This is a genomic window from Streptomyces sp. NBC_00224 (assembly GCF_041435195.1).
Lineage (GTDB): Bacteria > Actinomycetota > Actinomycetes > Streptomycetales > Streptomycetaceae > Streptomyces.
On sequence record NZ_CP108106.1, the window covers coordinates 3,551,778 to 3,576,780 of the forward strand.

At 71.3% G+C, this 25,003-nt stretch carries 18 protein-coding genes; 11 read left to right on the forward strand and 7 right to left on the reverse strand.

The features are described from left to right. The first annotated feature begins 112 nt into the window (after window positions 1–112). The 4 genes from OG965_RS15920 (at window position 113) to OG965_RS15935 (ending at window position 4,694) form a co-directional block, all read left to right on the forward strand. The gene (locus OG965_RS15920) at window positions 113–1,555 is read left to right on the forward strand and encodes an amino acid permease (protein ID WP_371652733.1); all 1,443 of its coding nucleotides are present in this window, start codon (window positions 113–115) and stop codon (window positions 1,553–1,555) included. A gap of 182 nt (window positions 1,556–1,737) precedes the next feature. After that, a complete protein-coding gene (locus OG965_RS15925) occupies window positions 1,738–3,141 on the forward strand; it encodes an amino acid permease (RefSeq protein WP_371652734.1) in 1,404 nt (467 codons plus the stop codon). A 183-nt stretch (window positions 3,142–3,324) separates the two neighbouring features. Continuing rightward, window positions 3,325–3,966, forward strand: coding sequence for a superoxide dismutase (locus OG965_RS15930; protein ID WP_371652735.1), 642 nt, complete (start codon window positions 3,325–3,327; stop codon window positions 3,964–3,966). A gap of 191 nt (window positions 3,967–4,157) precedes the next feature. Beyond that, on the forward strand, window positions 4,158–4,694 hold the full coding sequence (locus OG965_RS15935) for a DUF4240 domain-containing protein (protein ID WP_371652736.1): 537 nt from the start codon (window positions 4,158–4,160) through the stop codon (window positions 4,692–4,694). A gap of 66 nt (window positions 4,695–4,760) precedes the next feature. Here the strand turns inward: OG965_RS15935 and OG965_RS15940 are convergent, their stop codons facing one another. Beyond that, a complete protein-coding gene (locus OG965_RS15940; RefSeq protein ID WP_371652737.1) occupies window positions 4,761–5,423 on the reverse strand; it encodes a DsbA family protein in 663 nt (220 codons plus the stop codon). Between the two features lie 134 nt (window positions 5,424–5,557). Here OG965_RS15940 and pepN (OG965_RS15945) point away from each other — a divergent pair, with 134 nt between their 5' ends. Both pepN (OG965_RS15945) and OG965_RS15950 read left to right on the forward strand, forming a co-directional pair. Beyond that, complete coding sequence (gene pepN / locus OG965_RS15945) at window positions 5,558–8,137, forward strand: aminopeptidase N (RefSeq protein WP_371652738.1); 2,580 nt, start codon at window positions 5,558–5,560, stop codon at window positions 8,135–8,137. Between the two features lie 136 nt (window positions 8,138–8,273). Beyond that, window positions 8,274–9,353, forward strand: coding sequence for a hypothetical protein (locus tag OG965_RS15950; protein ID WP_371652739.1), 1,080 nt, complete (start codon window positions 8,274–8,276; stop codon window positions 9,351–9,353). A 36-nt stretch (window positions 9,354–9,389) separates the two neighbouring features. Here the strand turns inward: OG965_RS15950 and OG965_RS15955 are convergent, their stop codons facing one another. From OG965_RS15955 to OG965_RS15965, 3 genes are all read right to left on the reverse strand, one after another. After that, window positions 9,390–10,580, reverse strand: a complete 1,191-nt coding sequence (locus tag OG965_RS15955; protein WP_371652740.1) for a serine hydrolase domain-containing protein — start codon at window positions 10,578–10,580, stop codon at window positions 9,390–9,392. Window positions 10,581–10,697: 117 nt separating this feature from the next. Next, the gene (locus OG965_RS15960; RefSeq protein ID WP_371652741.1) at window positions 10,698–11,585 is read right to left on the reverse strand and encodes a pyridoxamine 5'-phosphate oxidase family protein; all 888 of its coding nucleotides are present in this window, start codon (window positions 11,583–11,585) and stop codon (window positions 10,698–10,700) included. A 174-nt stretch (window positions 11,586–11,759) separates the two neighbouring features. After that, window positions 11,760–12,212 carry a VOC family protein gene (locus tag OG965_RS15965; RefSeq protein WP_371652742.1) on the reverse strand — a complete coding sequence of 151 codons (453 nt, stop codon included), beginning with the start codon at window positions 12,210–12,212 and terminating at the stop codon, window positions 11,760–11,762. Between the two features lie 123 nt (window positions 12,213–12,335). On the opposite strand from OG965_RS15965, the gene OG965_RS15970 reads away from it, so the two are divergent. Then, complete coding sequence (locus OG965_RS15970) at window positions 12,336–12,878, forward strand: CGNR zinc finger domain-containing protein (RefSeq protein ID WP_371652743.1); 543 nt, start codon at window positions 12,336–12,338, stop codon at window positions 12,876–12,878. Window positions 12,879–13,035: 157 nt separating this feature from the next. Further along, complete coding sequence (locus OG965_RS15975; RefSeq protein WP_371652744.1) at window positions 13,036–16,353, forward strand: S8 family serine peptidase; 3,318 nt, start codon at window positions 13,036–13,038, stop codon at window positions 16,351–16,353. Window positions 16,354–16,421: 68 nt separating this feature from the next. On the opposite strand, the gene OG965_RS15980 is transcribed toward OG965_RS15975, so the two are convergent. Next, window positions 16,422–17,921: a M28 family metallopeptidase gene (locus tag OG965_RS15980; protein ID WP_371652745.1), complete on the reverse strand. Its 1,500-nt coding sequence runs from the start codon at window positions 17,919–17,921 to the stop codon at window positions 16,422–16,424. A gap of 281 nt (window positions 17,922–18,202) precedes the next feature. Here OG965_RS15980 and OG965_RS15985 point away from each other — a divergent pair, with 281 nt between their 5' ends. After that, the gene (locus tag OG965_RS15985; RefSeq protein ID WP_371652746.1) at window positions 18,203–19,231 is read left to right on the forward strand and encodes an aspartate-semialdehyde dehydrogenase; all 1,029 of its coding nucleotides are present in this window, start codon (window positions 18,203–18,205) and stop codon (window positions 19,229–19,231) included. A 161-nt stretch (window positions 19,232–19,392) separates the two neighbouring features. Here OG965_RS15985 and OG965_RS15990 read toward each other — a convergent pair whose 3' ends face one another. Then, entirely contained in the window at window positions 19,393–20,568 is a 1,176-nt protein-coding gene (locus OG965_RS15990; RefSeq protein WP_371652747.1) for an MFS transporter, read from the reverse strand. Window positions 20,569–20,668: 100 nt separating this feature from the next. On the opposite strand from OG965_RS15990, the gene OG965_RS15995 reads away from it, so the two are divergent. Beyond that, window positions 20,669–21,607: a LysR family transcriptional regulator gene (locus OG965_RS15995; RefSeq protein ID WP_371652748.1), complete on the forward strand. Its 939-nt coding sequence runs from the start codon at window positions 20,669–20,671 to the stop codon at window positions 21,605–21,607. Here OG965_RS15995 and OG965_RS16000 read toward each other — a convergent pair. After that, window positions 21,558–22,061 (reverse strand): DUF1203 domain-containing protein, encoded by a 504-nt coding sequence (locus tag OG965_RS16000; RefSeq protein WP_371652749.1) that lies wholly within the window; start codon window positions 22,059–22,061, stop codon window positions 21,558–21,560. The genes OG965_RS15995 and OG965_RS16000 overlap by 50 nt on opposite strands. A gap of 161 nt (window positions 22,062–22,222) precedes the next feature. Here OG965_RS16000 and pepN (OG965_RS16005) point away from each other — a divergent pair, with 161 nt between their 5' ends. Beyond that, window positions 22,223–24,793 (forward strand): aminopeptidase N, encoded by a 2,571-nt coding sequence (pepN, locus tag OG965_RS16005; protein ID WP_371652750.1) that lies wholly within the window; start codon window positions 22,223–22,225, stop codon window positions 24,791–24,793. The last annotated feature ends 210 nt before the right edge of the window (window positions 24,794–25,003 follow it).

Below are 25,003 nucleotides of genomic sequence, written 5' to 3' on the forward strand. Positions count from 1 at the left end.
TCGATGAGGAGTACGGACGGTTTTGCGGATACGGCCGCGACTCGGGGAGACTGTAGGTTCCCCATAAATGATCAGTTGCTGATCAGTCGCTGATCCGAGAGTTGCGAGCGCCATGCACGACGGCAAGACCACGGCCGGGGCCACCGCCGCCGACACCGCCTCGGTGGAAGCCGAGCCGCTGTCCCACGGGCTGAAGCAGCGCCATCTGACCATGCTGGGCCTGGGCGGGGTGATCGGTGCCGGTCTCTTCGTGGGGTCGGGGGCCGGGATCGCGGTGGCGGGGCCGGGGATCGTCGTCTCGTATCTCATCGCGGGCGCGATCGCGATGCTGGTGATGCGGATGCTCGGCGAGATGTCGTCGGCGATGCCCGCCTCGGGGTCGTTCTCGGTCCACGCCGAGCGGGCGCTCGGCCGCTGGGCCGGGTTCAGCGTCGGCTGGCTGTACTGGTTCCTGCTCGTGGTCGTCCTCGCCGTGGAGGCGACGGGCGCGGCCCAGATCGCCCACGGCTGGGTGCCGGGGATGCCGCAGTGGGCCTGGGTCCTCGTCTTCATGGTCGTCTTCACCGGCGCCAACCTGGCGGCGGTGAAGAACTTCGGCGAGTTCGAGTTCTGGTTCGCCACGCTGAAGGTCGGCGCGATCGTGCTGTTCCTGGTGCTGGGGCTGCTGGCCGTCTTCGGGGTGCTGCCCGACACGGATCCCGTCGGGTTCACCAACCTGACCGGGCAGGGCGGCTTCCTGCCCAACGGCTGGGACGGCGTGGTCTCCGGCGTCCTCGCGGTGATCTTCGCCTTCGGCGGCCTTGAGGTCGTCACCATCGCGGCCGCCGAGTCGGACGACCCGGTGCGCGCGGTCGGCCGCGCCGTGCGCAGCGCGGTCTGGCGCATCCTCTTCTTCTATGTGGGCTCGATGCTGGTCATCGTGACCCTGCTGCCGTGGACCTCGATGGAGCCCGGTCACAGCCCGTACGTCGCCGTGCTCGACTCGATCGGCGTCTCCGGCGCCGGGCAGATCATGAACGTGGTCGTCTTCGTGGCCCTGCTCTCCGCGCTCAACGCCAATCTGTACGGCTCCTCGCGGATGGTCTTCTCGCTGGCCGAGCGCGGCGAGGCGCCGAAGGGGCTGCTCAAGGTGTCGGGCGGCGGGGTGCCCCGGCGCGCGGTCCTCGCGTCGGTCGCCTTCGGGTTCGTCTCGGTGCTGCTCAATCTGAAGTGGCCCGACTCGGTCTTCCTCTACATGCTCAACGCGGTCGGCGCGGTGCTCCTGTTCGTCTGGGGTCTGATCGCCGTCTCGCAGCTGCGGCTGCGGCCCCGGATCGAGCGCGAGGCCCCGGAGCGGTTGACGCTGCGGATGTGGGCCTTCCCGTATCTGACGTGGGCGGCGCTCGCGGCGATGGCGGCGGTGCTCGTCCTGATGCTCCTCGACGACGACGCCCGGCCCCAGGTGCTCTGGTCGGCGGGCGCGACGGGCGCGGTGCTGGTGGTCGCCTTCGTACGGGAGTGGCGGGCGAGGACTGTTGATGCGGCGGCGGTGGCCGACCGATCGTCAGGTCGGTAGTTACGGGCGGGTTTGGCGGGACCCACGAGGGCGGACGTGTGCATTCCGTGGACGAGATGTGCGCAGAGCTTCACACTGTGTGAGTCGAGTGTCCGGATAGCGGTCTGGTGTTCCCTCTGAGCGGTGCCACATCCAGACTGTGGCTCCCGCTCCCCGTCTCAGCTACTGAACAGGGCCTGCCCATGTCCCGGACAAACGCGCCCGCGACGACCGACGCGCAGCCGAAGGTCGACTCCCCACTCACCCACGGTCTCAAGCAGCGCCACCTCTCGATGATCGCCCTCGGCGGCGTCATCGGCGCCGGGCTCTTCGTCGGCTCCGGCGCCGGAATCGCCGCCGCCGGGCCCTCGATCGTCCTCGCCTACGGCATATCCGGCGCGCTCGTCATGCTCGTGATGCGCATGCTGGGCGAGATGTCGGCCGCCAACCCCGCATCCGGCTCCTTCTCCGTGCACGCCGACCGGGCCATCGGGCCCTGGGCCGGCTTCACCGCCGGCTGGGCGTTCTGGGTGCTGCTCTGCGTCGCGGTCGGCCTGGAGGGCATCGGCGCCGCCAAGATCGTGACCGGCTGGCTGCCCGGTACGCCCGAGTGGGCCTGGGTCGCGCTGTTCATGCTCGTCTTCACCGCCACCAACCTCGCGGCCGTGAAGAACTTCGGCGAGTTCGAGTTCTGGTTCGCGGCGCTCAAGGTCGCCGCGATCACGCTCTTCCTCGTCCTCGGCCTGCTCGCGATCCTCGGCGTACTGCCGGACACTCCCGCCCCCGGCACCTCGAACCTCACCGGCGAGGGCGGATTCCTGCCCAACGGCTCCGAGGGACTGGTGCTCGGACTGCTCGCCTCCGTCTTCGCGTACGGCGGCCTGGAGACGGTGACCATCGCGGCCGCCGAGTCCGAGAAGCCGGTGCAGGGCGTCGCCCGCGCGGTGCGCACCGCCATGTGGCGCATCGCCGTCTTCTACATCGGCTCGATGGCGGTCATCGTCACGCTGGTGCCCTGGAACGACAAGACCGTGGTGGAGAAGGGCCCGTACGTGGCCGCGCTCGACCACCTCGGCATCGACGGCGCCGGACAGATCATGAACGTGGTCGTCCTCGTCGCGCTGCTCTCCGCGATGAACGCCAACATCTACGGTGCGTCGCGCATGGCGTACTCGCTGGTCGACCGGGGCCAGGGCCCCAAGGCGCTCGGCCGCATCTCCGGCGGCGTGCCGCGCGTCGGGGTGCTGTGCTCCTCGATCTTCGGCTTCGGGTGCGTGCTGCTGAGCTACTGGCGGCCGGACGACGTCTTCCCCTGGCTGCTGAACATGATCGGCGCGGTGATCCTGGTCGTCTGGATCTTCATCGCCGTCTCCCAGCTGCTGCTGCGCCGGCGCATCGAGCGCGAGACGCCGGAGAGGCTGGTCGTGAAGATGTGGCTGTACCCGGGGCTGACCTGGGTGGCGCTGGCGGCGATGGCCGGCATCTTCATCCTGATGGCCCGTCAGTCCGACACCCGCGACCAGCTGATGGCGTCGGGGGCGCTGACGGTGGTCCTGGCCGTCATCGGCTACGCGCGCCAGCGCATGGCAGCCCGCCAGGAGGCCTGAGCCACCCCGCCCGAAGTCGGCGCGAAGCCCTCGCCAAGCCCGCGCGAAGCCCTGCGTCCGGAGGTCCTAGATCTCCGGACGCAGGGCTTTTTGCTGAGGTCACCCTTAGCTGCGACCGTCCATACCTGCTGATAGCGTGCACTTGCACATCAGTTGCAACAAGCAGTCGGAGGGGCTTCGGACATGGCCATTTACACGCTTCCTGAACTTCCGTACGACTACGCCGCGCTCGAACCCGTCATCAGCCCGGAGATCATCGAGCTGCACCACGACAAGCACCACGCGGCGTATGTGAAGGGCGCGAACGACACCCTGGAGCAGCTCGCGGAGGCCCGCGACAAGGACGCCTGGGGCTCGATCAACGGCCTGGAGAAGAACCTCGCGTTCCACCTCTCCGGCCACATCCTGCACTCGATCTACTGGCACAACATGACCGGCGACGGCGGCGGCGAGCCGCTGGAGACGGACGGCACCGGCGAGCTGGCGGACGCCATCGCCGAATCCTTCGGCTCCTTCGCCAAGTTCAAGGCCCAGCTGACCAAGGCGTCGGCCACGACGCAGGGTTCGGGCTGGGGCGTCCTCGCGTACGAGCCGGTCAGCGGCCGACTCGTGGTCGAGCAGATCTACGACCACCAGGGCAACGTCGGCCAGGGCTCGACCCCGGTCCTGGTCTTCGACGCCTGGGAGCACGCCTTCTACCTCCAGTACAAGAACCAGAAGGTGGACTTCATCGAGGCGATGTGGCGCGTCGTCAACTGGCAGGACGTGGCGAGGCGTTACGCCGCCGCGAAGGCCGCCGGGAACAACCTGCTGCTGGTCCCGTAGGGACCCCCTGTCGTCCTGCTCGTGATCGTCTTCTCAACCTTCACTTGCGGGCGGAAATACGGACGACCCCCGCGAGGACGTGACTCGCGGGGGTCGTTCGCGTACGCGCATCCGTGCGCCGGTGTAGTGCGCCGGTCCTTCACCCTCTCGCCCCGGACCCGTTGTCAGTGGCGGGTGCCATGCTCGGAGCCATGGACACACAGGAGTTCTGGACGCTCATCGACGACGCCCGCGCGCAGGTGGCACACGCGGCGGACGCCGAGGCGGTCGCGGCGCGGGCCGCGGCCCTGCTCTCGGCCCGGCCGGTCGACGAGATAGTGGCATTCCAGCAGGTCTTCTGGGACCTGATGGCCGCCTCCTACCGCCAGCCGCTCTGGGCCGCGGCGTACACGATCAACGGCGGGTGCTCGGACGACGGGTTCGACTACTTCAGGGGCTGGCTGATCGCGCAGGGGCGCGAGGTGTTCGACCGCGCGGTCGCCGACCCGGACGGGCTCGCGGGCCTGAGCGCCGTGCGGGACGCGGCGGTGGAGGGCTGGGAGATGGAGTGCGAGGAGGCGCTCGGCATCGCCTGGGACGCGCACCTGGCCGCGACCGGCAAGGACCTGCCCGGCGACAGCTTCACGATCCGCTACCCGGAACTGGACCCGGGCTGGGACTTCGACTTCGACGACACGGGGGAGATAGCGAGGCGCCTGCCGCGCCTGGCGGCGCTGTACGGGGAGTAGGCGGGGGTGCGGCACGGCCCCCGCGAGTGCGTGACTCGCGGGGGCCGTGACACCGGGGGCGCCGGATCAGTCGAAGATCGGGCCGGATGTGCGCGTCCGCTTGATCTCGTAGAAGCCCGGGGTCGAGGCCACCAGGAGCGTGCCGTCCCACAGGCGTGCGGCGGCTTCGCCCTTGGGGGCCGGGGTGACGACCGGGCCGAAGAAGGCGATCTGCTCGCCGTCCGCGCCGGGCACGGCGATGACCGGGGTGCCGACCTCCTGGCCGACCTTCTCTATGCCCTCCTTGTGGGAGGCGCGCAGCTCCGCGTCGAACTCGTAGGCGCTGTTGTCGACCTCCGCGTGGTCGGCGAGCTCGGCGGGCAGGCCGGCCTCCTCCAGGGCGGCGACGAGGACCTCGCGGCCGGAGCCGAGGTCCTGGTTGTGGAAGCGGGTGCCGAGCGCGGTGTACAGCTTGCCGAGGACCTCCTCGCCGTACTTCTGCTGCGCGGCCATGACGACCTGGACCGGGCCCCAGGCCCGGGTCGTCAGGAACTCGCGGTAGGAGTCCGGCAGGTCGTCGAGCTTGTCCTCGTTGAGGACGCCCAGGCTCATCACGTGCCAGCGGACCTCGACGTCACGGACCTTCTCGACCTCCAGCATCCAGCGGGACGTCATCCAGGCCCAGGGACAGAGCGGGTCGAACCAGAAGTCGACAGGGGTCTTCCCGGTCTGGGGCACGGTCTCGGACATGTCTCTCCTCATCGGGGCACGCTGGGAAATCAACCAAGGGAACACCTCCGGCCACCCGCCGCATTCCCGCGTGTCCACGGCCCGGCGGGCATGGCAGGATCGGTGCTGTTCGAACGAGACACGAAGGAGTGCCCGTGCCCGGTGAGAATCTGTCCCGCGACGAGGCCCGTGAACGGGCCGAGCTGCTGTCCGTCGACGGGTACGACGTCGCCCTCGATCTGCGGTCCGCGATCGGGGACGCCCCGGACGGGCCCCGAACGTTCCGCTCGGTCACCACGATCCGGTTCCGCTGCGCGCGGCCGGGCGCGGAGTCCTTCGCGGATCTGGTCGCGCCGTCGGTGAACGCGGTCACCCTGAACGGCAAGCCGCTGGATCCGGCCGCGGTCTTCGACGGCACCCGGGTGGCGCTCGCGGACCTGGCGGCGGAGAACGTGCTGGTGGTGGACGCGAACTGTGCGTACAGCCGCACCGGCGAGGGTCTGCACCGGTTCGTCGACCCGGAGGACGGCGAGGTCTACCTCTACACCCAGTACGAGCCGGCCGACTCCCGGCGGGTGTTCGCGAACTTCGAGCAGCCCGACCTGAAGGCCCCCTACCGCTTCGAGGCGACGGCGCCCGAGGGCTGGACGGTGTGGTCCAACGGCGAGGGCGCCCGGGGCGAGGACGGGGTCTGGCGGTTCGCCGAGACCAAGCCGATCTCCACGTACATCACCTGTGTGGTGGCCGGGCCGTACCACTACGTGACGGACACCTACCGCCGCACCTTCGACGACGGCACCACGCTGGAGATCCCGCTCGGCGCGATGTGCCGCAAGGGCCTGGCCCGGCATTTCGACGCGGACGACGTGTTCCTCGTCACCAAGCAGGGCTTCGACTTCTTCCACGACCAGTTCGACTACCCGTACCCGTTCGGCAAGTACGACCAGGCCTTCGTGCCGGAGTACAACCTCGGGGCGATGGAGAACCCGGGTCTGGTGACCTTCCGCGAGGAGTTCATCTTCCGGGGCAAGGTGACGCAGGCCGCCTACGAGCGGCGGGCCAACGTCATCCTGCACGAGATGGCGCACATGTGGTTCGGCGACCTGGTGACCATGCAGTGGTGGGACGACCTGTGGCTGAAGGAGTCGTTCGCCGACTTCATGGGCAGCTTCTCGCAGGTCGAGGCGACCCGGTTCACCAACGGCTGGATCACCTTCGCCAACGGCCGCAAGTCCTGGGCGTACCGCGCGGACCAGCTGCCGTCCACGCACCCGGTCACGGCCGACATCCGTGACCTGGAGGACGCCAAGCTCAACTTCGACGGCATCACCTACGCCAAGGGCGCCTCGGTCCTCAAGCAGCTGGTGGCGTACGTGGGCCGGGAGGACTTCCTGGAGGGCGCCCGGCGCTACTTCAAGAACCACGCCTACGGGAACACGCGCCTGGGCGACCTGCTGTCGGTCCTGGAGGAGGTCTCCGGGCGGGACATGGCGTCCTGGTCGCGGTCCTGGCTGCAGACGGCGGGCGTCAACTCGCTGACCCCGGTGGTCACTTACGACGCGGGCGGGCGCATCACCGAGCTCGCCGTGGTCCAGGAGGCCGTCGAGGCCCATCCGACGCTGCGCCCGCACCGGGTCGCGGTCGGCCTCTACCGCTCCGAGGCGGGCGCCCTGGTGCGGTACGCGCGCGCCGAGGTCGACGTGGACGGGCCGCGCACCGTGGTGGCGGAGCTGGCCGGGGCCGAGCGGCCCGAGCTGGTCCTGGTCAACGACGACGACCTCACGTACTGCAAGATCCGCTTCGACGAGGGCTCGCTCGCCACACTCCGGGCCAACCTCGGCGACATCACGGACCCGCTGGCGCGCGCCCTGTGCTGGTCGGCGCTGTGGAACCTGACGCGGGACGCGCTCATGCCCGCGCGGGACTTCATCGACCTGGTGCTCGCCCACTCCGGGCGCGAGACGGACATCGGCGTGCTCCAGATGCTGCACGCCTGGACCCGCTCGGCGCAGACGTACTACGCGGCGCCCGAGTGGCGCGAGCAGGGCGCGCGGCTGCTGGCCGAGGGCGCGCTGCGCGAGCTGCGGATCGCGGCGGCGGGCAGCGAGCACCAGCTGGCCTGGGCCCGTTTCTTCGCCTCCACGGCGACGACCGACGCCGACTTCCAGCTCCTCGAAGGGCTCCTGGAGGGGACCGCGAAGATCGACGGCCTGGAGGTCGACCAGGAGCTGCGCTGGGTGCTCCTGGAGCCGCTGGCCGCGCACGGCCGCGCCGACGAGTCGGTGATCGGCGCCGAGCTCGCCCGCGACGACACGGCCTCCGGCAAGCGCCACCAGGTGCGGTGCCTGGCGGCCCGGCCGTCGGCGGCGGTCAAGGCGCAGGCGTGGGCGCAGGTCGTCGAGTCCGACTCGCTGTCGAACGCGCTGGTGGAGGCCACCATCGCCGGCTTCGGCCAGCCCTCGCAGCGCGAACTGATCGCTCCGTACGCACCGAAGTACTTCGAGGCGATCGAGCGCCTGTGGGCCGAGCGGTCCATCCAGATCGGCATGGACGTCGTGAAGGGGCTCTTCCCGAGCCTGCGGGACAACCGGTCGACGCTCGATTCCACGGACGAATGGCTGACCGCCCACCCGGACGCGGCCCCGGCGCTGCGCCGGCTGGTCCTGGAGGCCCGTGACGACCTGGCCCGCACCCTGCGCGGCCAGGCCTGCGACGCGGCGGCCGCCGCCCGCTGACGCCCGACGGGGGGCCCGGCGACGGGCCCCCTGATCGGCACTCGAACGCCCGTACTTTAGGACGGGCTTGTCCGGAATTGTCGACGGGCTTGTAACAGCGGTTAAGGGCCGCTCCGGGCGCGGAACACCCCCCGGCATGAACCACAACACCCCGACCTTCGGCGGCGAGACCCCCTCCCCGCTCTCCCCGCGCCCCCTCAGCCACCTCACCGATGTGCACCGGCGCGTCTACTCCGCGGCCCAGCTGCGCGCCCACGGCGTCCCCGCCTCCAGCGCCGCCGCCCAGTGCCGCCCCGGCGGCCCCTGGCAGCAACTGCTGCCCGGCGTCTACGTGTTGCACCCGGGACCGCCCACCAGCGAGGAGCGGCTGCACGCGGCCCTGCTGTACGCGGGGCGCCCGGCCCCCGAGCGCGCCAAGGCGATCCCGGTCCAGGGCCAGGCGCACGCGGCGCCCTGCGACGCGATCGTCACCGGGCTCGCCGCGCTCGCCCTGCACCGCTTCTCCTCCGCTCCCCCGCTGCTCTCGCTCGACCGGATCGACGTGCTGGTGCCGCGCACCCGGCGGCTGCGCTCGACCGGCTGTGTGCGCCTGGTGCGGGCGCATGTGATGCCGGTGCCGGAGCCGGTGGCCGGGGTGCCGGTGGCGCCGGTGCCGAGGGCGCTGGCGGACGCGGTGGCCCAGCTCACCGACGCGCACGCGGTACGCCGGCTGCTCACCGAGGCCGTACGCGGCGGACACTGCGAACCGGCCGCCCTCGTACGGGAGTTGACGCAGGCGCGGCTGCTGACGCGGGCGCACGTGGTGGACGCGGTGGACTCGCTGCTCGCCGAGGGGCGGGCCATCGCCGAGAACCGCCTCTACGAGATGGTGCGCACCCACGAACTGCCCGACCCGCTGTGGAACGTGGACCTGCGGCTGCCGGGCGGGCCGCACATCGGGGGCGTGGACGCGTACTGGCCGGACCAGGCGGTGGCGGTGGAGCTCGACACCCGGGCGGCGCGCCAGGGGCGCCGGCGCGAGGAGGACGAGGACGAGCTGTGGTGCGAGTACACGCGCAAGCGCGAGACGCTGGAGCGGCTGGGGATCACCGTCGTCCACCTCACGCCCAGGAAGCTGCGCGAGACGATGGAGCAGCAGGCGACCGTGGTCCGCACCGCCCTGATGGCGTCGGCGGACCGGGAGCCCGCCGCGTATGTGGTGGTGCTCCCCCGGTGAACGGGGAAGCACCACAAGGTCACTTGACGGGCTCGGTCACTTGACCGGCTTGGCCGCCGGCGCGGTGCCGCAGAACTCGGCGATCACGACCGCCGCACTGTCGCCCGACCAGTCGCCGTTGAAGTTGAACGCCAGTGAGTGGCGCCCGTCCTTCGTCGTGAGCGCCTCGGAGGACGAGCCGTGGATCCCGCCGCCGTGGCCCCAGACCTCGGTGCCGCAGGGCAGCTTGTTCACCATCAGACCCAGCCCGTAGCGGCCGTCGCCGGGCGCACCGGGGTCCATCGGGACGGTGGTGGTCATCTCCTTGAGCTGGCGCTGCGGCAGCAGCTCGCCGGTCAGCAGGGCGCGGTAGAAGCGGTTCAGATCGGCCGAGTTCGACACCATCTCGCCGGCCGAGCCCGCGATCGACGGGTTGAGCGCGGTGACGTCGTACGTCCTGCCGGTCGCCTCGCGGGACAGCTTGGAATAGGCCCGGCCGCTGGGCTGCGGCATCCGGGCGTCGGTGCCCGGCAGCGTGGTGGAGCGCAGGTGCAGCGGGCGCAGGACGCGGCGGTCGATCTCGGTGGCGTAGGAGTGGCCGGTGGCCTTCTCGATCACCATTCCGGCCAGGATGAAGTTGGTGTTGGAGTAGTGCCAGGAGGTGCCCGGCGCGAAGTCCGGCGCATGCGTCAGCGCGATGTCCACCAACTGCCGTGGTGCGTAGGTGTCATAGCGGTGCCGCAGGAAGTCCGTGCCGAAGACCCGCTGCCCGAAGGCCTCGTCCTCGGTGTAGTTGAAGATGCCGCTGGTGTGCTGGAGGAGCTGGCGCAAAGTGATCTTCGCGCCGTCGTGGCCGTTGCCCCGCACCACGCCCGGCAGCCAGTGCTCGACGGTGTCGTCCAGGCTCAGCCTGCCCTCGGCTTCGAGCTGGAGGACGACGGTGGCCACGAACGTCTTGGTGATGGACCCGACCCGGTAGCGGTCCTCGGCCTGCCGCTCGCGGCCGGTGCGCAGATCGGCGACGCCCGCGTCCCCGCTCCAGCCGCGCCCGCCCTGCTGGGCGAGCCCGACGACGCCCGGCACACCGTCCCGCACGGCCGCGTCCATGGCCTGCTGGGTGGCGCGGTGGGAGACGGGCGCCGCCTCCCGCGCCGAGGCCGGGGCCGCGCAGACGGTCGCGGTGATCCCGGCGGCCACGGCCACTGCGAAGGCGGCGGTCCTGACTCTCCTGCCCGTACGTACCGACATGCGCTCTCCCTGTCGCCCGCGGCGCCCACAACAGCGCCGTCGAAGGACAGGACCCCGCCCCCGCCGGGCCAGTTGCCCGGCGGGGCGAGGTTGAGCGGATTTCAGCCGATCCCCGACTCACCGGGGCGGGTTGGCCGGTGAGTAGTCGGGCGCGGACCACCGCAGCGGGCTCGCCCCCTGTGATCGCACCGCGCGCTCGACCGTGAACCGGACCGTGCGCTCCCCCGCAGCGAACACGGTGCGGGCCGTGCCCGAGAGCTGGAGCGTGGTGCCGTCCGCCCAGTCCACGAAGAGCAGCCCGGCGCGCGGGTCGGCCTCCAGGTTGCCGAGGGTGAGGAACATGGAGTTGCCGGGGTAGTCGCGCCACTCCAGGTGGCGGGGCGAAGTGACGCGTACGAAGCCGGGGTTGCCGCCCCGGTGGCTGGCGTCCACGCCGTCGGGGGCGGTGGTCGCGATGAAGAAGGTGTCGGCGGCGCGGACGAGCTCCTCCTGGTCGGGGGTGAGCCGCTCGCCGCGCCGCACGGCACCGGTCCCGTCCGGCGTGGGTGCGTACGCCTCGATCTCGCGGTGCTGGAGGTACTTGGGGCAGTTCGAGAAGACCTGCTCGGCCTCGACGGCGAGGCCGCGCGGGGTCGGGCGGGCCGTGCCGTTGAGCCGCATCCGGCGCCGGGTGCGCGGGTCGAGCGCGATCGTGCCGACGGGGCTCTCCCCGGCCGCGAGCACCCCGGCGAGGGGGTCGCTCCCGGCGGGGCGGCCCACCACCGAGATCTCATCGGGCCCGGTGGCCCGGACGAATCCGGGGCGCCCGGTGAGCAGCGAGGCCCACATCCGGCCGCCCTCGTCCGCCGCCCCGAGCACCAGCATCGGCTGGAGTTCGAGGAAGGCGGCGGCGACCGGCCGGATGCCGGGCCCGACGGCGCGCCCGACGTGGTCGGCCGCCTCCCGAACGCCGACGCGGTCCTGCACGGCACGGGAACCGGGGTGGTACGGGGTGGGCGTGGCCATCGGGACGTCCTCCGTTTCGAGTTCGTCTGCGGGTTGTGGTGGGTTGCTCGCGCAGTTCCCCGCGCCCCTGAATGCGCCCCTGCGGGGCGCCCAGGGGATTGCCGCGCAGCGGCACCCAAGGGGCGCGGGGAACTGCGCGACCAGCCCCCACCCAGCCGCAGACGAAGGCCGGACCTAAAAGAAGCCGCAGGTGGGGGCAGCCGACGGGGCGGGGGCCCGGTCCGTGCCCAGGGGGGCCGAGATCTCCAGGCGCATCCCGTCCGGGTCGTGGAAGAAGATCCCCCCGGAGGCCGCACCCTCATGGTGCGCCACGACCCCCTCGTACGCGAACTCCACTCCGTACGCGCGCAGTTCGCTCTCGTACGCCTTCACCTCCTCGATCGTGTCGACGGCGAAGGCGAGGTGGTGCAGCCCGGCGCGGTCCGGGGCGAAGGCGCCCTCGGCCTGCTGCCAGAGGGTGAGCGAGAGCTGTCCGTCGCGGCCGAGGAGGGCGAAGCGGTGGTCCTCCCCCTTGCCCTCGGACAGGACCTCGAAGCCGAGGAGGTCCCGGTAGAAGCCGAGGGAGCGGTCGAGGTCGGTCACATTGAGCCCGATGTGGCCGGTGCGGAACGTGCTGGTCGCCGTCATGGCGGTCCCCTTCCCGAGCGAGGTCGTCTAACCTCTTAATTCGAGATTAGAGGTTAGGTGCGAGGGATGCAACCGGTCACGTAATCTTTAGTGGTTAGCACCGCCGCACGAGAGGAGACCGGGATGTCCGCGCCCGATCCGCGTCCGCTCACCGGAGAGCCCGTCTCCCTCGACCTGCTGAACACGCGCTGGATGCACGACGGGGAGCGGCAGGACCTGCTGGCCTCCGCCGACGGGCTCGCCGTCTGGCTCGCCGCCACCGGGCTCGACGCGCGCTTCCCCGCCGACGAGGCCGCGCTCGGGCCGCTGCTGCGGGCCCGGGAGGCGCTGCTGCGGGCCGTGGAGTCCCCCGGCGACCCGGCGGCGACGGCGGACGTCGACGCGATCCTCGAACACGGCCGCATTCGCGCCACTTTGTCCGCCGAGGGGCCGGGCGAGCGGGCCGAGTTCGCCGATCCGGCGTGGGGGCCCGCCTGGACGGCCGCGCGCGACTACCTCGACCTGCTGCGCACCGCGCCGGACCGGATCCGCGCCTGCGCCCATGACGCGTGCATCCTGCACTTCTTCGACATCTCGCGGAACGGGACGCGCCGCTGGTGCTCGATGACCGCGTGCGGCAACCGAGCGAAGGCGTCCCGTCACTACGCCCGTACCCGCGAGGGCTGATTCGCCCCGTTTCACCCCGCCTGGCGCCCGTTGGCGTATGGCGGGATCACGCCATGTCCGATTCCGGACCCGGTCAACTCTCTACAAACAACTGCCATATACGAAATGCTCAGCGGTCATCCGGCCCCGTATTCCGGACCCTTTCTGACCATTAGGGATGCTGATGACCTCCGATTCGCCGCGCGCCATACCCGGCGCTAGACGCACGGCCCAGATAGCGGCCGCGGCCGGCATGGTGGCCGCGCTCGTCGCCGCCGGCGCCGCCCCCGTCTTCGCCTCCGGGACGGCCGATCCGACGCCCGCTCCGGTGAAGTCCACCCCCGCCAAATCCCCGGCGGACAAGCTCGGCGCGGCCGACGAGCAGCGGCTCGCCGAGGCCCAGGCCAAGGGCGAGAAGACCGTCACCGTGATGGTGGCGACCGCCCCCGGCGCCACCGGCGCCGTCTCGCACCAGCTGGACTCGGTGCCGGGCGCCACCGTCGGCAAGACCGACGACAAGCTCGGCTATGTGCGGGCCACCCTGCCGACCGGCACCGCGGAGTCGGCCCTGAAGGCCGCCGCGAAGCTGCCCTCGGTGCACGGGATCGACCTCAAGCAGGAGATCCAGCTCGACGACCCGACCCCGTCGGCCGACAGCGCCAAGGGCGCCGCCGCCCCGCGCCGGTCGCTCTCGGGCTCGTACGCGGCGCCGGGCAAGGGCACGCCCGCGAAGAACCCGTACAACCCGTCCTTCGAGACGGGCGCGGTCGACTTCGTCAAGCAGCACCCCAAGGCCGACGGCCGCGGCGTCACCATCGGCGTCCTCGACTCGGGCGTGGACCTGGGCCACCCGGCGCTGCAGAAGACCACCACCGGCGAGCGCAAGATCGTCGACTGGGTCACCGCGACCGACCCGGTGGCCGACGCCGACGGCACCTGGCGCCGGATGAACACCGCCGTCTCCGGCCCGGAGTTCACCTTCCAGGGCCGCAGCTGGAAGGCCCCGGCGGGCAGTTACGACGTGAGCCTCTTCTCGGAGAAGATCACCGCGGGCGGCGACGCCAAGGGCGACGTGAACCGCGACGGCGACACCACCGACACCTGGGGCGTGCTCTACGACCCGGTCGCGGGGACCGTCCGCGTGGACCTCAACAACAACGGTGACTTCACCGACGACGAGGCCATGAAGCCGTACAAGGACGGCTACCAGGTCGGCTACTTCGGTACGGACAACCCGGCGACCGACGTCGTCGAGCGGATGCCGTTCACCGTCGAGATCCGCAAGAACGTGAAGTACGACGCGGCCGGGCACACCTCCGACTACGTCAACATCGGCGTCATCGAGTCCGAGCACGGCACCCACGTCGCGGGCATCACCGCCGCGAACGGCCTGTTCGGCGGCAAGATGAGCGGCGCCGCCCCCGGCGCCAAGATCGTCTCCTCGCGGGCCTGCAACTGGTCCGGCGGCTGCACCAACATCGCGCTGACCGAGGGCATGATCGACCTGGTCACCAACCGCCACGTCGACATCGTCAACATGTCGATCGGCGGTCTGCCGGCGCTCAACGACGGCAACAACGCGCGCTCCGAGCTCTACAAGCGCCTGATCGACAGCTACGGCGTCCAGCTGGTCATCTCGGCCGGCAACGAGGGCCCCGGCGTCAACACCATCGGTGACCCGGGCCTGGCGGACCACGTCATCTCGGTCGGCGCCTCCATCTCGCAGGCGACCTGGGCGTCCAACTACGGCTCCAACGTGTCGAAGAAGTACGACATGATGCCGTTCTCCTCGCGCGGTCCGCGTGAGGACGGCGGCTTCACGCCGACCCTGTCGGCGCCGGGTGCCGCGATCAACACCACGCAGACGTGGCTGCCGGGCTCCCCGGTCAAGGAGTCGGGCTACTCGCTCCCCGCCGGCTACTCGATGCTCCAGGGCACCTCGATGGCCTCGCCGCAGGCGACGGGCGCCGCGGCCCTGCTGCTCTCGGCCGCCAAGCAGAAGCACCTCGACCTGGCCCCGGCCGACCTGCGCACCGCGCTGACGTCGACGGCCAAGCACATCAAGGGTGTTCAGGCGTACGTCGAGGGCGCGGGCCTGATCGACATCGTCGACGCCTGGGACGCGATCGAGGACGGCGCGACCGCCCACGAGTACAGCGTGAAGGCGCCGGTGAAGACCGCGATCGACTTCGCGCTGAAGACGCCAGGCTTCGGCACCGGCATCTACGACCGCGAGGGCGGCCTCAAGGCGGGCGAGAAGAAGACGTACGACGTCACCGTCACCCGCACCACGGGCCCGGACAAGGCCGTGAAGCACAAGCTGTCGTTCAAGAACAACGACGGCACCTTCAAGGTCCTGGGCTCCGACGAGATCGCGCTGTCGCTGAACACGCCGGTCACCGTCAAGGTGCAGGCGCAGCCGAAGTCGGCGGGCATCCACAGCGCCATCCTGGAGGTCAACGACAAGCGGACGAAGGGCGTGGACCAGCAGATCCTCGCCACCGTGATCGTCGCCAAGCCGCTGGCCAAGCCGTCCTACACCTTTACCGACTCGTCCTCGGTGCAGCGCAACAGCACCAAGTCGTACTTCGTGACGGTTCCGGCGGGCGCCAAGGCTCTTGAGGTGTCCATGGGCGCGCTGCGCTCGGGCAGCCAGACCCGGTTCATCGCCATCCACCCGTACGGTGTGCCGGTCGACGACACGGGGACGCCCAACTGCTACCCGAACTACGACAACCCGGCCAACAAGTGCCGCCCCGACCTGCGCTCCTACGCGGACCCGCAGCCCGGTGTGTGGGAGATCGAGGTCGAGTCCCGCCGTACGTCGCCGTACCTCGACAACCCGTACAAGCTGGATGTCGCGCTGCTCGGCGCCGCCTTCGACCCGGCCGTGAAGACGGTCCCGGAGGCCAAGGTCGGCACCTCGACCCCGGTCGAGTGGAAGGTCACCAACGGCTTCGCCGCCATCGACGGCAAGCTGCAGGGCGGCTCGCTGGGCTCCGCGAAGGTCGCCAAGCCGACCATCAAGGCCGGTGAGAACCAGACGACCACGCTGACCATCGGTGAGGGCGTGGAGCGCCTCGACGTCGCCATCGGCGGCGTCTCGGACACCGCGGCCGACCTGGACCTCACGGTCCTCAAGGACGGTGTGAAGGTCGGCTCGTCCGCGGACGGCGACTCCGAGGAGGCCGTCAGCCTGGTGAAGCCGGCCGCCGGCACCTACACCATCGAGGTCGCGGGCTACGCGATCCCGTCCGGGGCGACGACGTACAACTACCGCGACGTGTACTACGCGCCGTCGCTCGGCACCGTCAAGGTCGACGACTCCAAGCCGGTCAAGCTCGCCAACGGCGCCACGGCGACCGTCGGCGCGCAGGTCCTGGTGAGCGGCGCGGCCCCCGAGGGACGTCAGTTCTTCGGCGAGGTCAAGCTGGTCAACGCGCGCGGCACCGCCGCGGGCACCGGCAGCGTCGTGATCGAGAAGGTCACGCCGTAACGGTGTGAGCAGGCAGAAGGGCCCGGCGTTCGTGACGAACGCCGGGCCCTTTCCGCTGAGTACGCGTGTCAGCCCTTGAGCGAGCTCAGGTCCTGGGCGTACGTGCCGACCGCGTGCGCGATGACGTCGATGTTGAGGTCGAAGTACTTGCGGTCGATGTTCTTCAGGGTGTCACCGGCCGCGTGGTAGTTCGCGTCGTACGGCTGACCGGCCTTGCCGCCCGCCTTGGCCGCCTGGTCCTCCGTCTTGAGGCCCTCGGCGCCGGTGAAGGTGCCGCCCGCCGGGATGCCCTGCTCGATGAACGGGCCGTAGTCGGAGCGGCCGTCGAAGTCGGTGCCCCAGTGCGGGACGCTCTTCTTGTCCAGGTAGCCGTTGATCAGCCGCTCGATCTGGGCGGAGCCGGCCGGGCCCGCGCCCTCGCCCGTGTTGTCGGAGTTGTCGCCGTCGTAGACGAGCTCGGCCGGGTTGGGCGAGCCGATCATGTCGAAGTTGAGATACAGCTTGATCCGCTGCTTCTCCTTCTCCGTCAGGGACTTGACGTAGTGCTCGGAGCCCAGCAGGCCCAGCTCCTCGCCCGACCACCAGGCGAACCGCACCTTGTTGGCGGTGGACTTGGGGTGCTTCTTGGTCTGCTTGGTCTCCTTGGCGAGCTTGAGCGCGACTTCGAGCAGCCCGGCCGAGCCGGAGCCGTTGTCGTTGATGCCGGGTCCGGCCGGGACCGAGTCGAGGTGGCTGCCGAGCGCGACGACGTTCGCCGGGTCGCCGCCCCTGGTCTCGGCGATCACGTTGCGGGTCTTGTGGGCGACCGCCTCGGTGGCGACGTCCAGGGTGACGGTGACGTCGCCCTTGGCGACCTGCGCGGCCAGTGCCTCGCCGTCGGCGAGCGAGATGCCGGTGGCCGGGATGTGCGCGTTGGCGGGGTCGCTGACGGTGCCGCGGACGGGGGCGTCCCCGGAGTGGTTGTAGAGGATGATCCCGGCGGCGCCCGCCTCGGCCGCGACGGCCTCCTTCTGCTGGAAAGTGCAGCTGCCGCGCTTGACCAGGGCGATCTTGCCGGTGAAGGTGTCCGACGCGTAGTCGTCGAGCGCGCAGCCGGGGGTGGCGTCGACGCGGGCCGCCTTGACCTGGGCGGTGAGGCCGCCGGCCGGGCTCGCCTTGCTGAACTGGTAGGCGGTGGTCTTCAGCTCGCGCGGCCCGGGCGAGACGACGGTGAGCTTCTCGCGCAGGGTCTTGGACTCGTAGATGTCGAAGTCCTGGTACGAGACGTCGTACCCGGCCTTCTTGAGCTGTCCGTAGACGTACGCGGCCGAGGCGTCGTAGCCGGGCGTGCCCGCGACGCGGTTGCCGCCGTTGGCGTCGGCGATCTTCTGGAACTGCTCCAGGTGGCGGTAGGCGCTCTCCCCCGACGCTTTCGACACCAGCTTTCTGGCGAGCCGCTCCGCCTGCTTCTGCTGCTTCTGCGGGTCCTTGCGGTCGTGCGAGTGGGCGACGGCGGGGCTTGCGGCCGCCAGGAGTACGGGGGCTGCGGCCAGGACCGCTATGGCCCGGCTGCGGCGGGATGCGCGCACGGAGTTCCTCCGGAATACGGGGGGTGGTGACCGTTTATCGGTCCCGACCGCAGGACCGTAACCAGCGAAAGGGCCGTCCGGGGGCATTCCGGGGCGGATGCAACAGAGCTGCCATGAACTCGTCACAAGTGGGAAGGTGTCCCCCGCTTCCCCGTCCGGTCGTACCGGGGGTCACTCCCCAGGTCGTCCCATCCCCCGGACAATGGATTGGACAAGTCCGCCGGGCACCGTCGCATGATGGAGGCGCCCGAGCCGTTCAGGCGCGTACAAAAGGAGTCACCGTGAGGGTCGGAATCGTCGGAGCCACCGGACAGGTCGGCGGAGTCATGCGCACCATCCTCGCCGAGCGGAAGTTCCCGGTCGACGAGCTGCGCCTGTTCGCCTCCGCGCGGTCCGCGGGCTCCACCCTCACGTGGGAGGGCCGGGAGATCACCATCGAGGACGCGTCCACGGCCGACTACGCCGGCCTGGACATCGTGCTCTTCTCGGCGGGCGGCGCGACGTCGCGCGCGCTGGCGGAGAAGGTCGCCGGGCAGGGCGCCGTCGTGATCGACAACTCGTCGGCGTGGCGGGGCGACCCCGAGGTGCCGCTGGTGGTCTCCGAGGTGAACCCGGAAGCGATCAAGGACCGGCCCAAGGGCATCATCGCCAACCCGAACTGCACCACGATGGCCGCGATGCCCGTGCTGCGGCCGCTCCACGACGAGGCCGGGCTGACCGCGATGGTCGCCACCACCTACCAGGCCGTGTCCGGCTCCGGCCTCGCGGGCGTGGCGGAGCTGCACACCCAGGCGTGCGCCGTGGCCGAGTCGGCGGACCAGCTCGCCTTCGACGGGGACGCGGTGTCGTTCCCGGAGCCCGGCGTCTACAAGCGCCCGATCGCCTTCAACGTGCTGCCGCTGGCCGGGTCGATCGTGGACGACGGGTCGTACGAGACGGACGAGGAGCAGAAGCTCCGCAAGGAGTCCCGCAAGATCCTCGGCATCCCGGACCTGAAGGTGTCCGGCACGTGCGTGCGCGTCCCGGTCTTCTCGGGCCACTCGCTCCAGGTGAACGCGCGCTTCTCGCGGCCGATCGGGGTGGAGCGGGCGTACGAGCTCCTGGCCTCGGCTCCCGGCGTCGAACTCTCGGAGATTCCGACGCCGCTGGAGGCCGCGGGCAAGGACGCGTCGTATGTGGGCCGCATCCGGGTCGACGAGACCGTCGAGAACGGTCTCGCGCTGTTCCTGTCCAACGACAACCTCCGCAAGGGGGCTGCGCTGAACGCGGTCCAGATCGCGGAGCTGGTGGCGGAGGAGCTGCGCGGCTAGCCCAAGGTTTTGGCCCCACCCCGCCCCTTCACCTAGACCCTCCGGGGGTGGGTGGGGGTGAGGGTGGCGCTCCCGGGGGCTGCGCCCCCGGACCCCGTTCGTCTGCGGGCAGTCTGTGGCTGGTCGCGCAGTTCCCCGCGCCCCTACGGGCGCTGGACACCTCACCCCGGGGACCGCACGCACACCACCACCCCCACCCCCGCAACCCCCGCCCCCACCACCAACACCCCAACCACTCCCACCCCGTCCACCACGCCCCCGCCCACCGCGGCCCCCGCCGCGATCGCCGCGTTGAACGCCGCCGTGAACAGGGCCGACACCGCCTCGGGGGTCGTGGGGGCCGCGCGGAGGAGCCAGGTCTGGGTGGTGACGGAGACGCCGCCGTAGGCCAGGCCCCACAGGGCCAGGAGGGCCACCGACACAATCGCGCTGCCGGACGACACCGTCAGGGCCGCCAGCGTCAGCGTCAGCAGCGCCGCGATCAGGAGAAGCGCGCGGCGCGGGCCGCGTACCGTGCCCGCGAGGAAGTTGCCCGCCACCCCCGCCGCCCCGTAGAGCAGCAGCAGCCCGCTCACCGCCCCCGGGCCGACCCCCGCCACCCGCTCCAGGACCGGGCGTACGTACGTATACGCGGCGAAGTGGGCCGTGACCAGCAGCAGGACCAGTGCGAGGCCCGTCCGGACCGCCGGCACCCGGAGCAGATCCACCGCCCGGGACCGCCGCGCCGCCCGGTCCGGCGGCAGCGGCGGCAGCAGCCTCGCCAGCAGGCCCGCCACCACCAGTGCCAGCACACCCACCGCCCCGAACCCCCAGCGCCAGCCGGCCAGTTCACCCGCGAGCGCGCCCGCCGGGACGCCCACCACCGACGCCACCGCTATCCCGCTGAAGATCACCGCCGTTGAGCGGGCCACCGCTTCCGAGCGGACCAGCCGGGGCGCCAGGCCCGCCGCCACCGCCCAGACCCCGCCTATGCACACCCCGACCACCAGCCGCGCCCCCAGCAGCACGCCGAAGCCGGGTGCCAGCGCCGAGGCCAGGTCGGCCGCCGCGAGCAGGAGGACGAGGGCGACCAGGAGCGTACGACGGTCGGTGCGGCCCGCCAGGGCGGGCAGGAGTGGGGCCGTCAGGGCCGCCACCACGCCCGGCAGGGTCACGGCGAGACCCGCCCTGCCCTCGCTCACCCCCAGCGCGTCCCCGAGCGGGCTCAGCAGGCCGACCGGGAGCATTTCGGTGGTGACCACGCTGAACGTGGTGGCCGCGACCGCGAGCACGGCCGCCCGGCCGCGTGCCGGACTCCAACTGCCGCCGCCCACAGGACTCTCAGTGATCGTTTCCATGCCTCACAGCCTTCGCGGCCCGCGCCACGGGAACAACGGGAGAGTCCTCATCCTTTGATTAGCCGGAGTCATCGATGTCATCGATCCACCTGGGGGGCGTGTGAGCACGCTTGAAGTCCGTGAGCTCGAATGCTTCCTCGTCCTCGCCGACGAGCTGCACTTCGGGCGGACCGGCGAGCGGCTGTACGTCTCGCAGAGCCGGGTCAGCCAACTGCTCGCCGCCCTGGAGCGGCGGCTCGGCGCGCGGCTCGTGGAGCGCACCAGCCGGCGCGTGCGCCTCACCCCGTTCGGGGAGGGCTTCCTCGCTGAACTGCGGCCTTCCTACGACGAGTTGGCCGCCGTCGTCTCCCGGGCGCAGGAACGCGCCCGGGGGCTCACCGGGACCCTGCGCATCGGCTTCCAGGGCACGGCCACCTCGTATCTCATGCGGGCCATCGAGGCGTTCCGGCGGGAACACGCCCACATCCGTCCGCATCTCGTCGAGATACCTCTCTGCGACCCCTTCGGGGCGCTGCGGCGCGGGGACGTCGACACCGCCGTCGTCCTGCTCCCGGTGGCCGAGCCGGATCTGGAACTGGGCCCCGTCTTCTCGGAGCAGCGGCAGACCCTGGCCGTCTCGGTGCGGCACCCGTACGCCTCCCGCGACCGGCTGTCCGCCGCCGAGCTGCGCGGGGCGGACCTGATCGCCCCGGCCGCGCCCGCCCCCTCCTACTGGCGTGCGGCCCAGGCACCGGGCGCGGCGGGCGGGCCCGCCGTGGCCACGCTCCAGGAGGGCCTCACGCTGGTCGCGGCGGACATCGGCGCGATGCTGCTGTGCCGCCCCAGCGCCGACTACCACGCCCGCGACGACATCGTGTTCGTCCCGGTGGACGGGCTGCCCGAGTCGGCGCTGGGGGTGGTGTGGCGCGGGGGCGGCGACACGGCGGCCGTGCGGGCCTTCGCGGGCGCGGTGGCGGTGGCGCGCCCGGTCAGCGGCGGCGCACCTCTGATCAGGGGCGGCGCACCTCGAAGTGGAAGCAGCCGTACTCCAGCGCCCTGACGTGGACCAGCGCCACCTCCGGGTCCGCGAACGCCTCCGCGAAGGCCGCCTCGTACCCCGCCGCGGTGTCCTCGGGGATCTCCAGGAGGCGGCCGCCCACGATCCGGCCCTCCGCGTCGTAGCGGCGGACCGTGCGCAGCGCGCCCGCGCGGGCGAACGGATAAGCCTCCGCCGCGCCGCCCGGCCCGTCGCACCGCGCGCAGATGAACACCGGCCCCTGCTCGTCGTACGCCCCCGGCTTCGCCCACGTCTCGGCCGCCCAGCGGCGCAGCGGCGCGTACGAGACGAGTGCGATGCGCTCGCCCGGCTCACTGGGGCGCAGGCAGCAGCGCAGCGGGGCGCCGCCCTCCTCGTCGGTGAAGGGGATGCAGGGGTGCCCGGCGTCGTCCGTGGTGCGGAGCTCCTCAAGGGCGGCGGGCGGGATCGCGCGTGCGGTGTAGGTCGTCGTCTTCATGGGTCCAGCGTGCCGACCCGCCCCCGCCCCCCACCGGCGGAATTCGGACCTGGAGCCCCCGGGCAAAAGCCCTGTACGCCCCCGGCGCGTCTCGTGCAAGGATGGCCGGAACCGTCACGATCTGATGGATCTAGCTGAGATTTTCTGAAGGAGATGGCCGGGTGCCTGGCACGAATCTGACCCGTGAAGAGGCCCAGCGGCGCGCGGAGCTGCTGAGCGTCGACTCGTACGCGATCGAGCTCGATCTGAGCGGCGCGCAGCAGGGCGGGACCTACAGGTCCGTGACCACCGTGCGCTTCGACTCCGCCGAGGCCGGTGCGCAGACGTTCATCGACCTCGTCGCGCCCGCCGTGCACGAGGTCGTCCTCAACGGCACCGCGCTCGATGCGGCCGCCGTGTTCGCGGACTCGCGGATCGCGCTGGCCGGTCTTGAGGCGGGTCCGAACGAGCTGAAGGTCGTCGCGGACTGCGCGTACACCAACACGGGTGAGGGCCTCCACCGGTTCGTCGACCCGGTCGACGACCAGGCGTACCTGTACACCCAGTTCGAGGTGCCGGACGCGCGCCGCGTCTTCGCCTCCTTCGAGCAGCCGGACCTGAAGGCGACCTTCCAGTTCACCGTGAAGGCCCCCTCGGGCTGGACCGTGATCTCGAACTCGCCGACCCCCGAGCCCGCCGACGACGTGTGGGTCTTCGAGCCGACGCCCCGGATCTCCAGCTACATCACGGCGCTGATCGTCGGCCCGTACCACTCGGTGCACAGCGTGTACGAGAAGGACGGCCAGTCGGTGCCGCTGGGCATCTACTGCCGCCCCTCGCTCGCCGAGTTCCTCGACGCGGACGAGATCTTCGACGTGACCCGGCAGGGCTTCGACTGGTTCCAGGAGAAGTTCGACTACGACTACCCGTTCGCCAAGTACGACCAGCTCTTCGTGCCGGAGTTCAACGCGGGCGCGATGGAGAACGCGGGCGCGGTGACGATCCGCGACCAGTACGTGTTCCGGTCCAAGGTGACCGATGCCGCGTACGAGGTGCGCGCCGAGACCATCCTGCACGAGCTCGCCCACATGTGGTTCGGCGACCTCGTCACCATGGAGTGGTGGAACGACCTGTGGCTGAACGAGTCGTTCGCCACCTACACCTCGATCGCCTGCCAGGCGTACGCGCCGGGCTCCAAGTGGCCGCACGCCTGGACCACGTTCGCCAACTCCATGAAGACCTGGGCGTACCGGCAGGACCAGCTGCCGTCCACGCACCCGATCATGGCGGACATCCGCGACCTCGACGACGTGCTCGTCAACTTCGACGGCATCACGTACGCCAAGGGCGCCTCCGTCCTCAAGCAGCTCGTGGCCTACGTCGGCATGGACGAGTTCTTCCAGGGCGTGCAGGCGTACTTCAAGGCGCACGCGTTCGGCAACACGCGTCTGTCCGACCTGCTGGGCGCGCTGGAGGAGACCTCCGGGCGCGACCTGAAGACCTGGTCGAAGGCGTGGCTGGAGACGGCCGGCATCAACATCCTGCGCCCGGAGATCGAGGTCGACGGCGAGGGCGCCATCACCTCCTTCACCGTCCTCCAGGAGGCCCCGGCGCTGCCCGCCGGCGCCAAGGGCGAGCCGACGCTTCGCCCGCACCGCATCGCGATCGGCTTCTACGACCTGAACGAGGCGGGCAAGCTGGTCCGCACGAACCGCATCGAACTGGACGTGGACGGGGCGCGCACGGCCGTCGAGCTCCCGGCGGGCACCCGCCGCCCGGCCGTCGTCCTCCTCAACGACGACGACCTCTCGTACGCGAAGGTGCGCCTCGACGAGGAGTCCCTGAAGGTCGTCACCGCGCACCTCGGCGACTTCGCCGAGTCGCTGCCGCGCGCGCTGTGCTGGGCCTCCGCCTGGGACATGACCCGCGACGGCGAGCTGGCGACCCGCGACTACCTGGCGCTGGTGCTCTCCGGCATCGCCAAGGAGTCCGACATCGGCGTCGTGCAGTCCCTGCACCGCCAGGTGAAGCTGGCCATCGAGCTGTACGCGGCGCCCGAGTGGCGCGAGACGGGTCTGGCCCGCTGGACCGAGGCGTCCCTGGAGCAGCTGCGCGCGGCCGCGCCCGGCAGCGACCACCAGCTGGCGTGGGCGCGGGCGTTCGCGGCCACGGCCCGTACGGCCGAGCAGCTCGACCTGCTACAGGGCCTGATGGACGGCACCGAGACGGTGGACGGCCTGGCCGTCGACACCGAGCTGCGCTGGGCGTTCCTGGAGCGGCTCGCGGCGACCGGCCGGGCCGACGAGAAGGCCATCGCGGCCGAGCTGGAGCGGGACCGTACGGCGGCGGGCGAGCGCCACGCGGCCACCGCGCGCGCCGCGCGTCCGACGGCCGAGGCGAAGGCCGAGGCGTGGGCGTCGGTGGTCGAGGGTGACACGCTCCCCAACGCCGTGCAGGAGGCGGTGATCGGGGGCTTCGTCCAGTTCGACCAGCGCGAGCTGCTCGCCCCGTACACGGAGAAGTTCTTCGCGGCGGTCAAGGGTGTGTGGGAGTCCCGCTCCCACGAGATCGCGCAGCAGATCGCGACGGGTCTTTACCCGTCGCTCCAGGTCTCCCAGGCGACCCTGGACACCACGGACGCGTGGCTGGCCTCCGCCGCCCCCAACGCGTCCCTGCGCCGCCTGATCTCGGAGTCCCGAGCGGGAGTGGAGCGGGCGCTCCGCGCCCAGGAGGCGGACGCGGCGTCGTCGTAACGGGTGCTTGCCCCCCACCCCGCCCGTTCCCTTAAGCCCTGGGCGGGCAGCCGGGTGGGGGGTCGGGGTGGGCTGCTGCGGGCCCGGTGGGGGCTGGTCGCGCAGTTCCCCGCGCCCCTAAAGGGGCACGGCAAAATTCAGCCCCTCCGGCGTTTGAGGAGCGGGGTCCGGGGCGGAGCCCCGGGAGACCACCTCAGCCCCCACCCACCC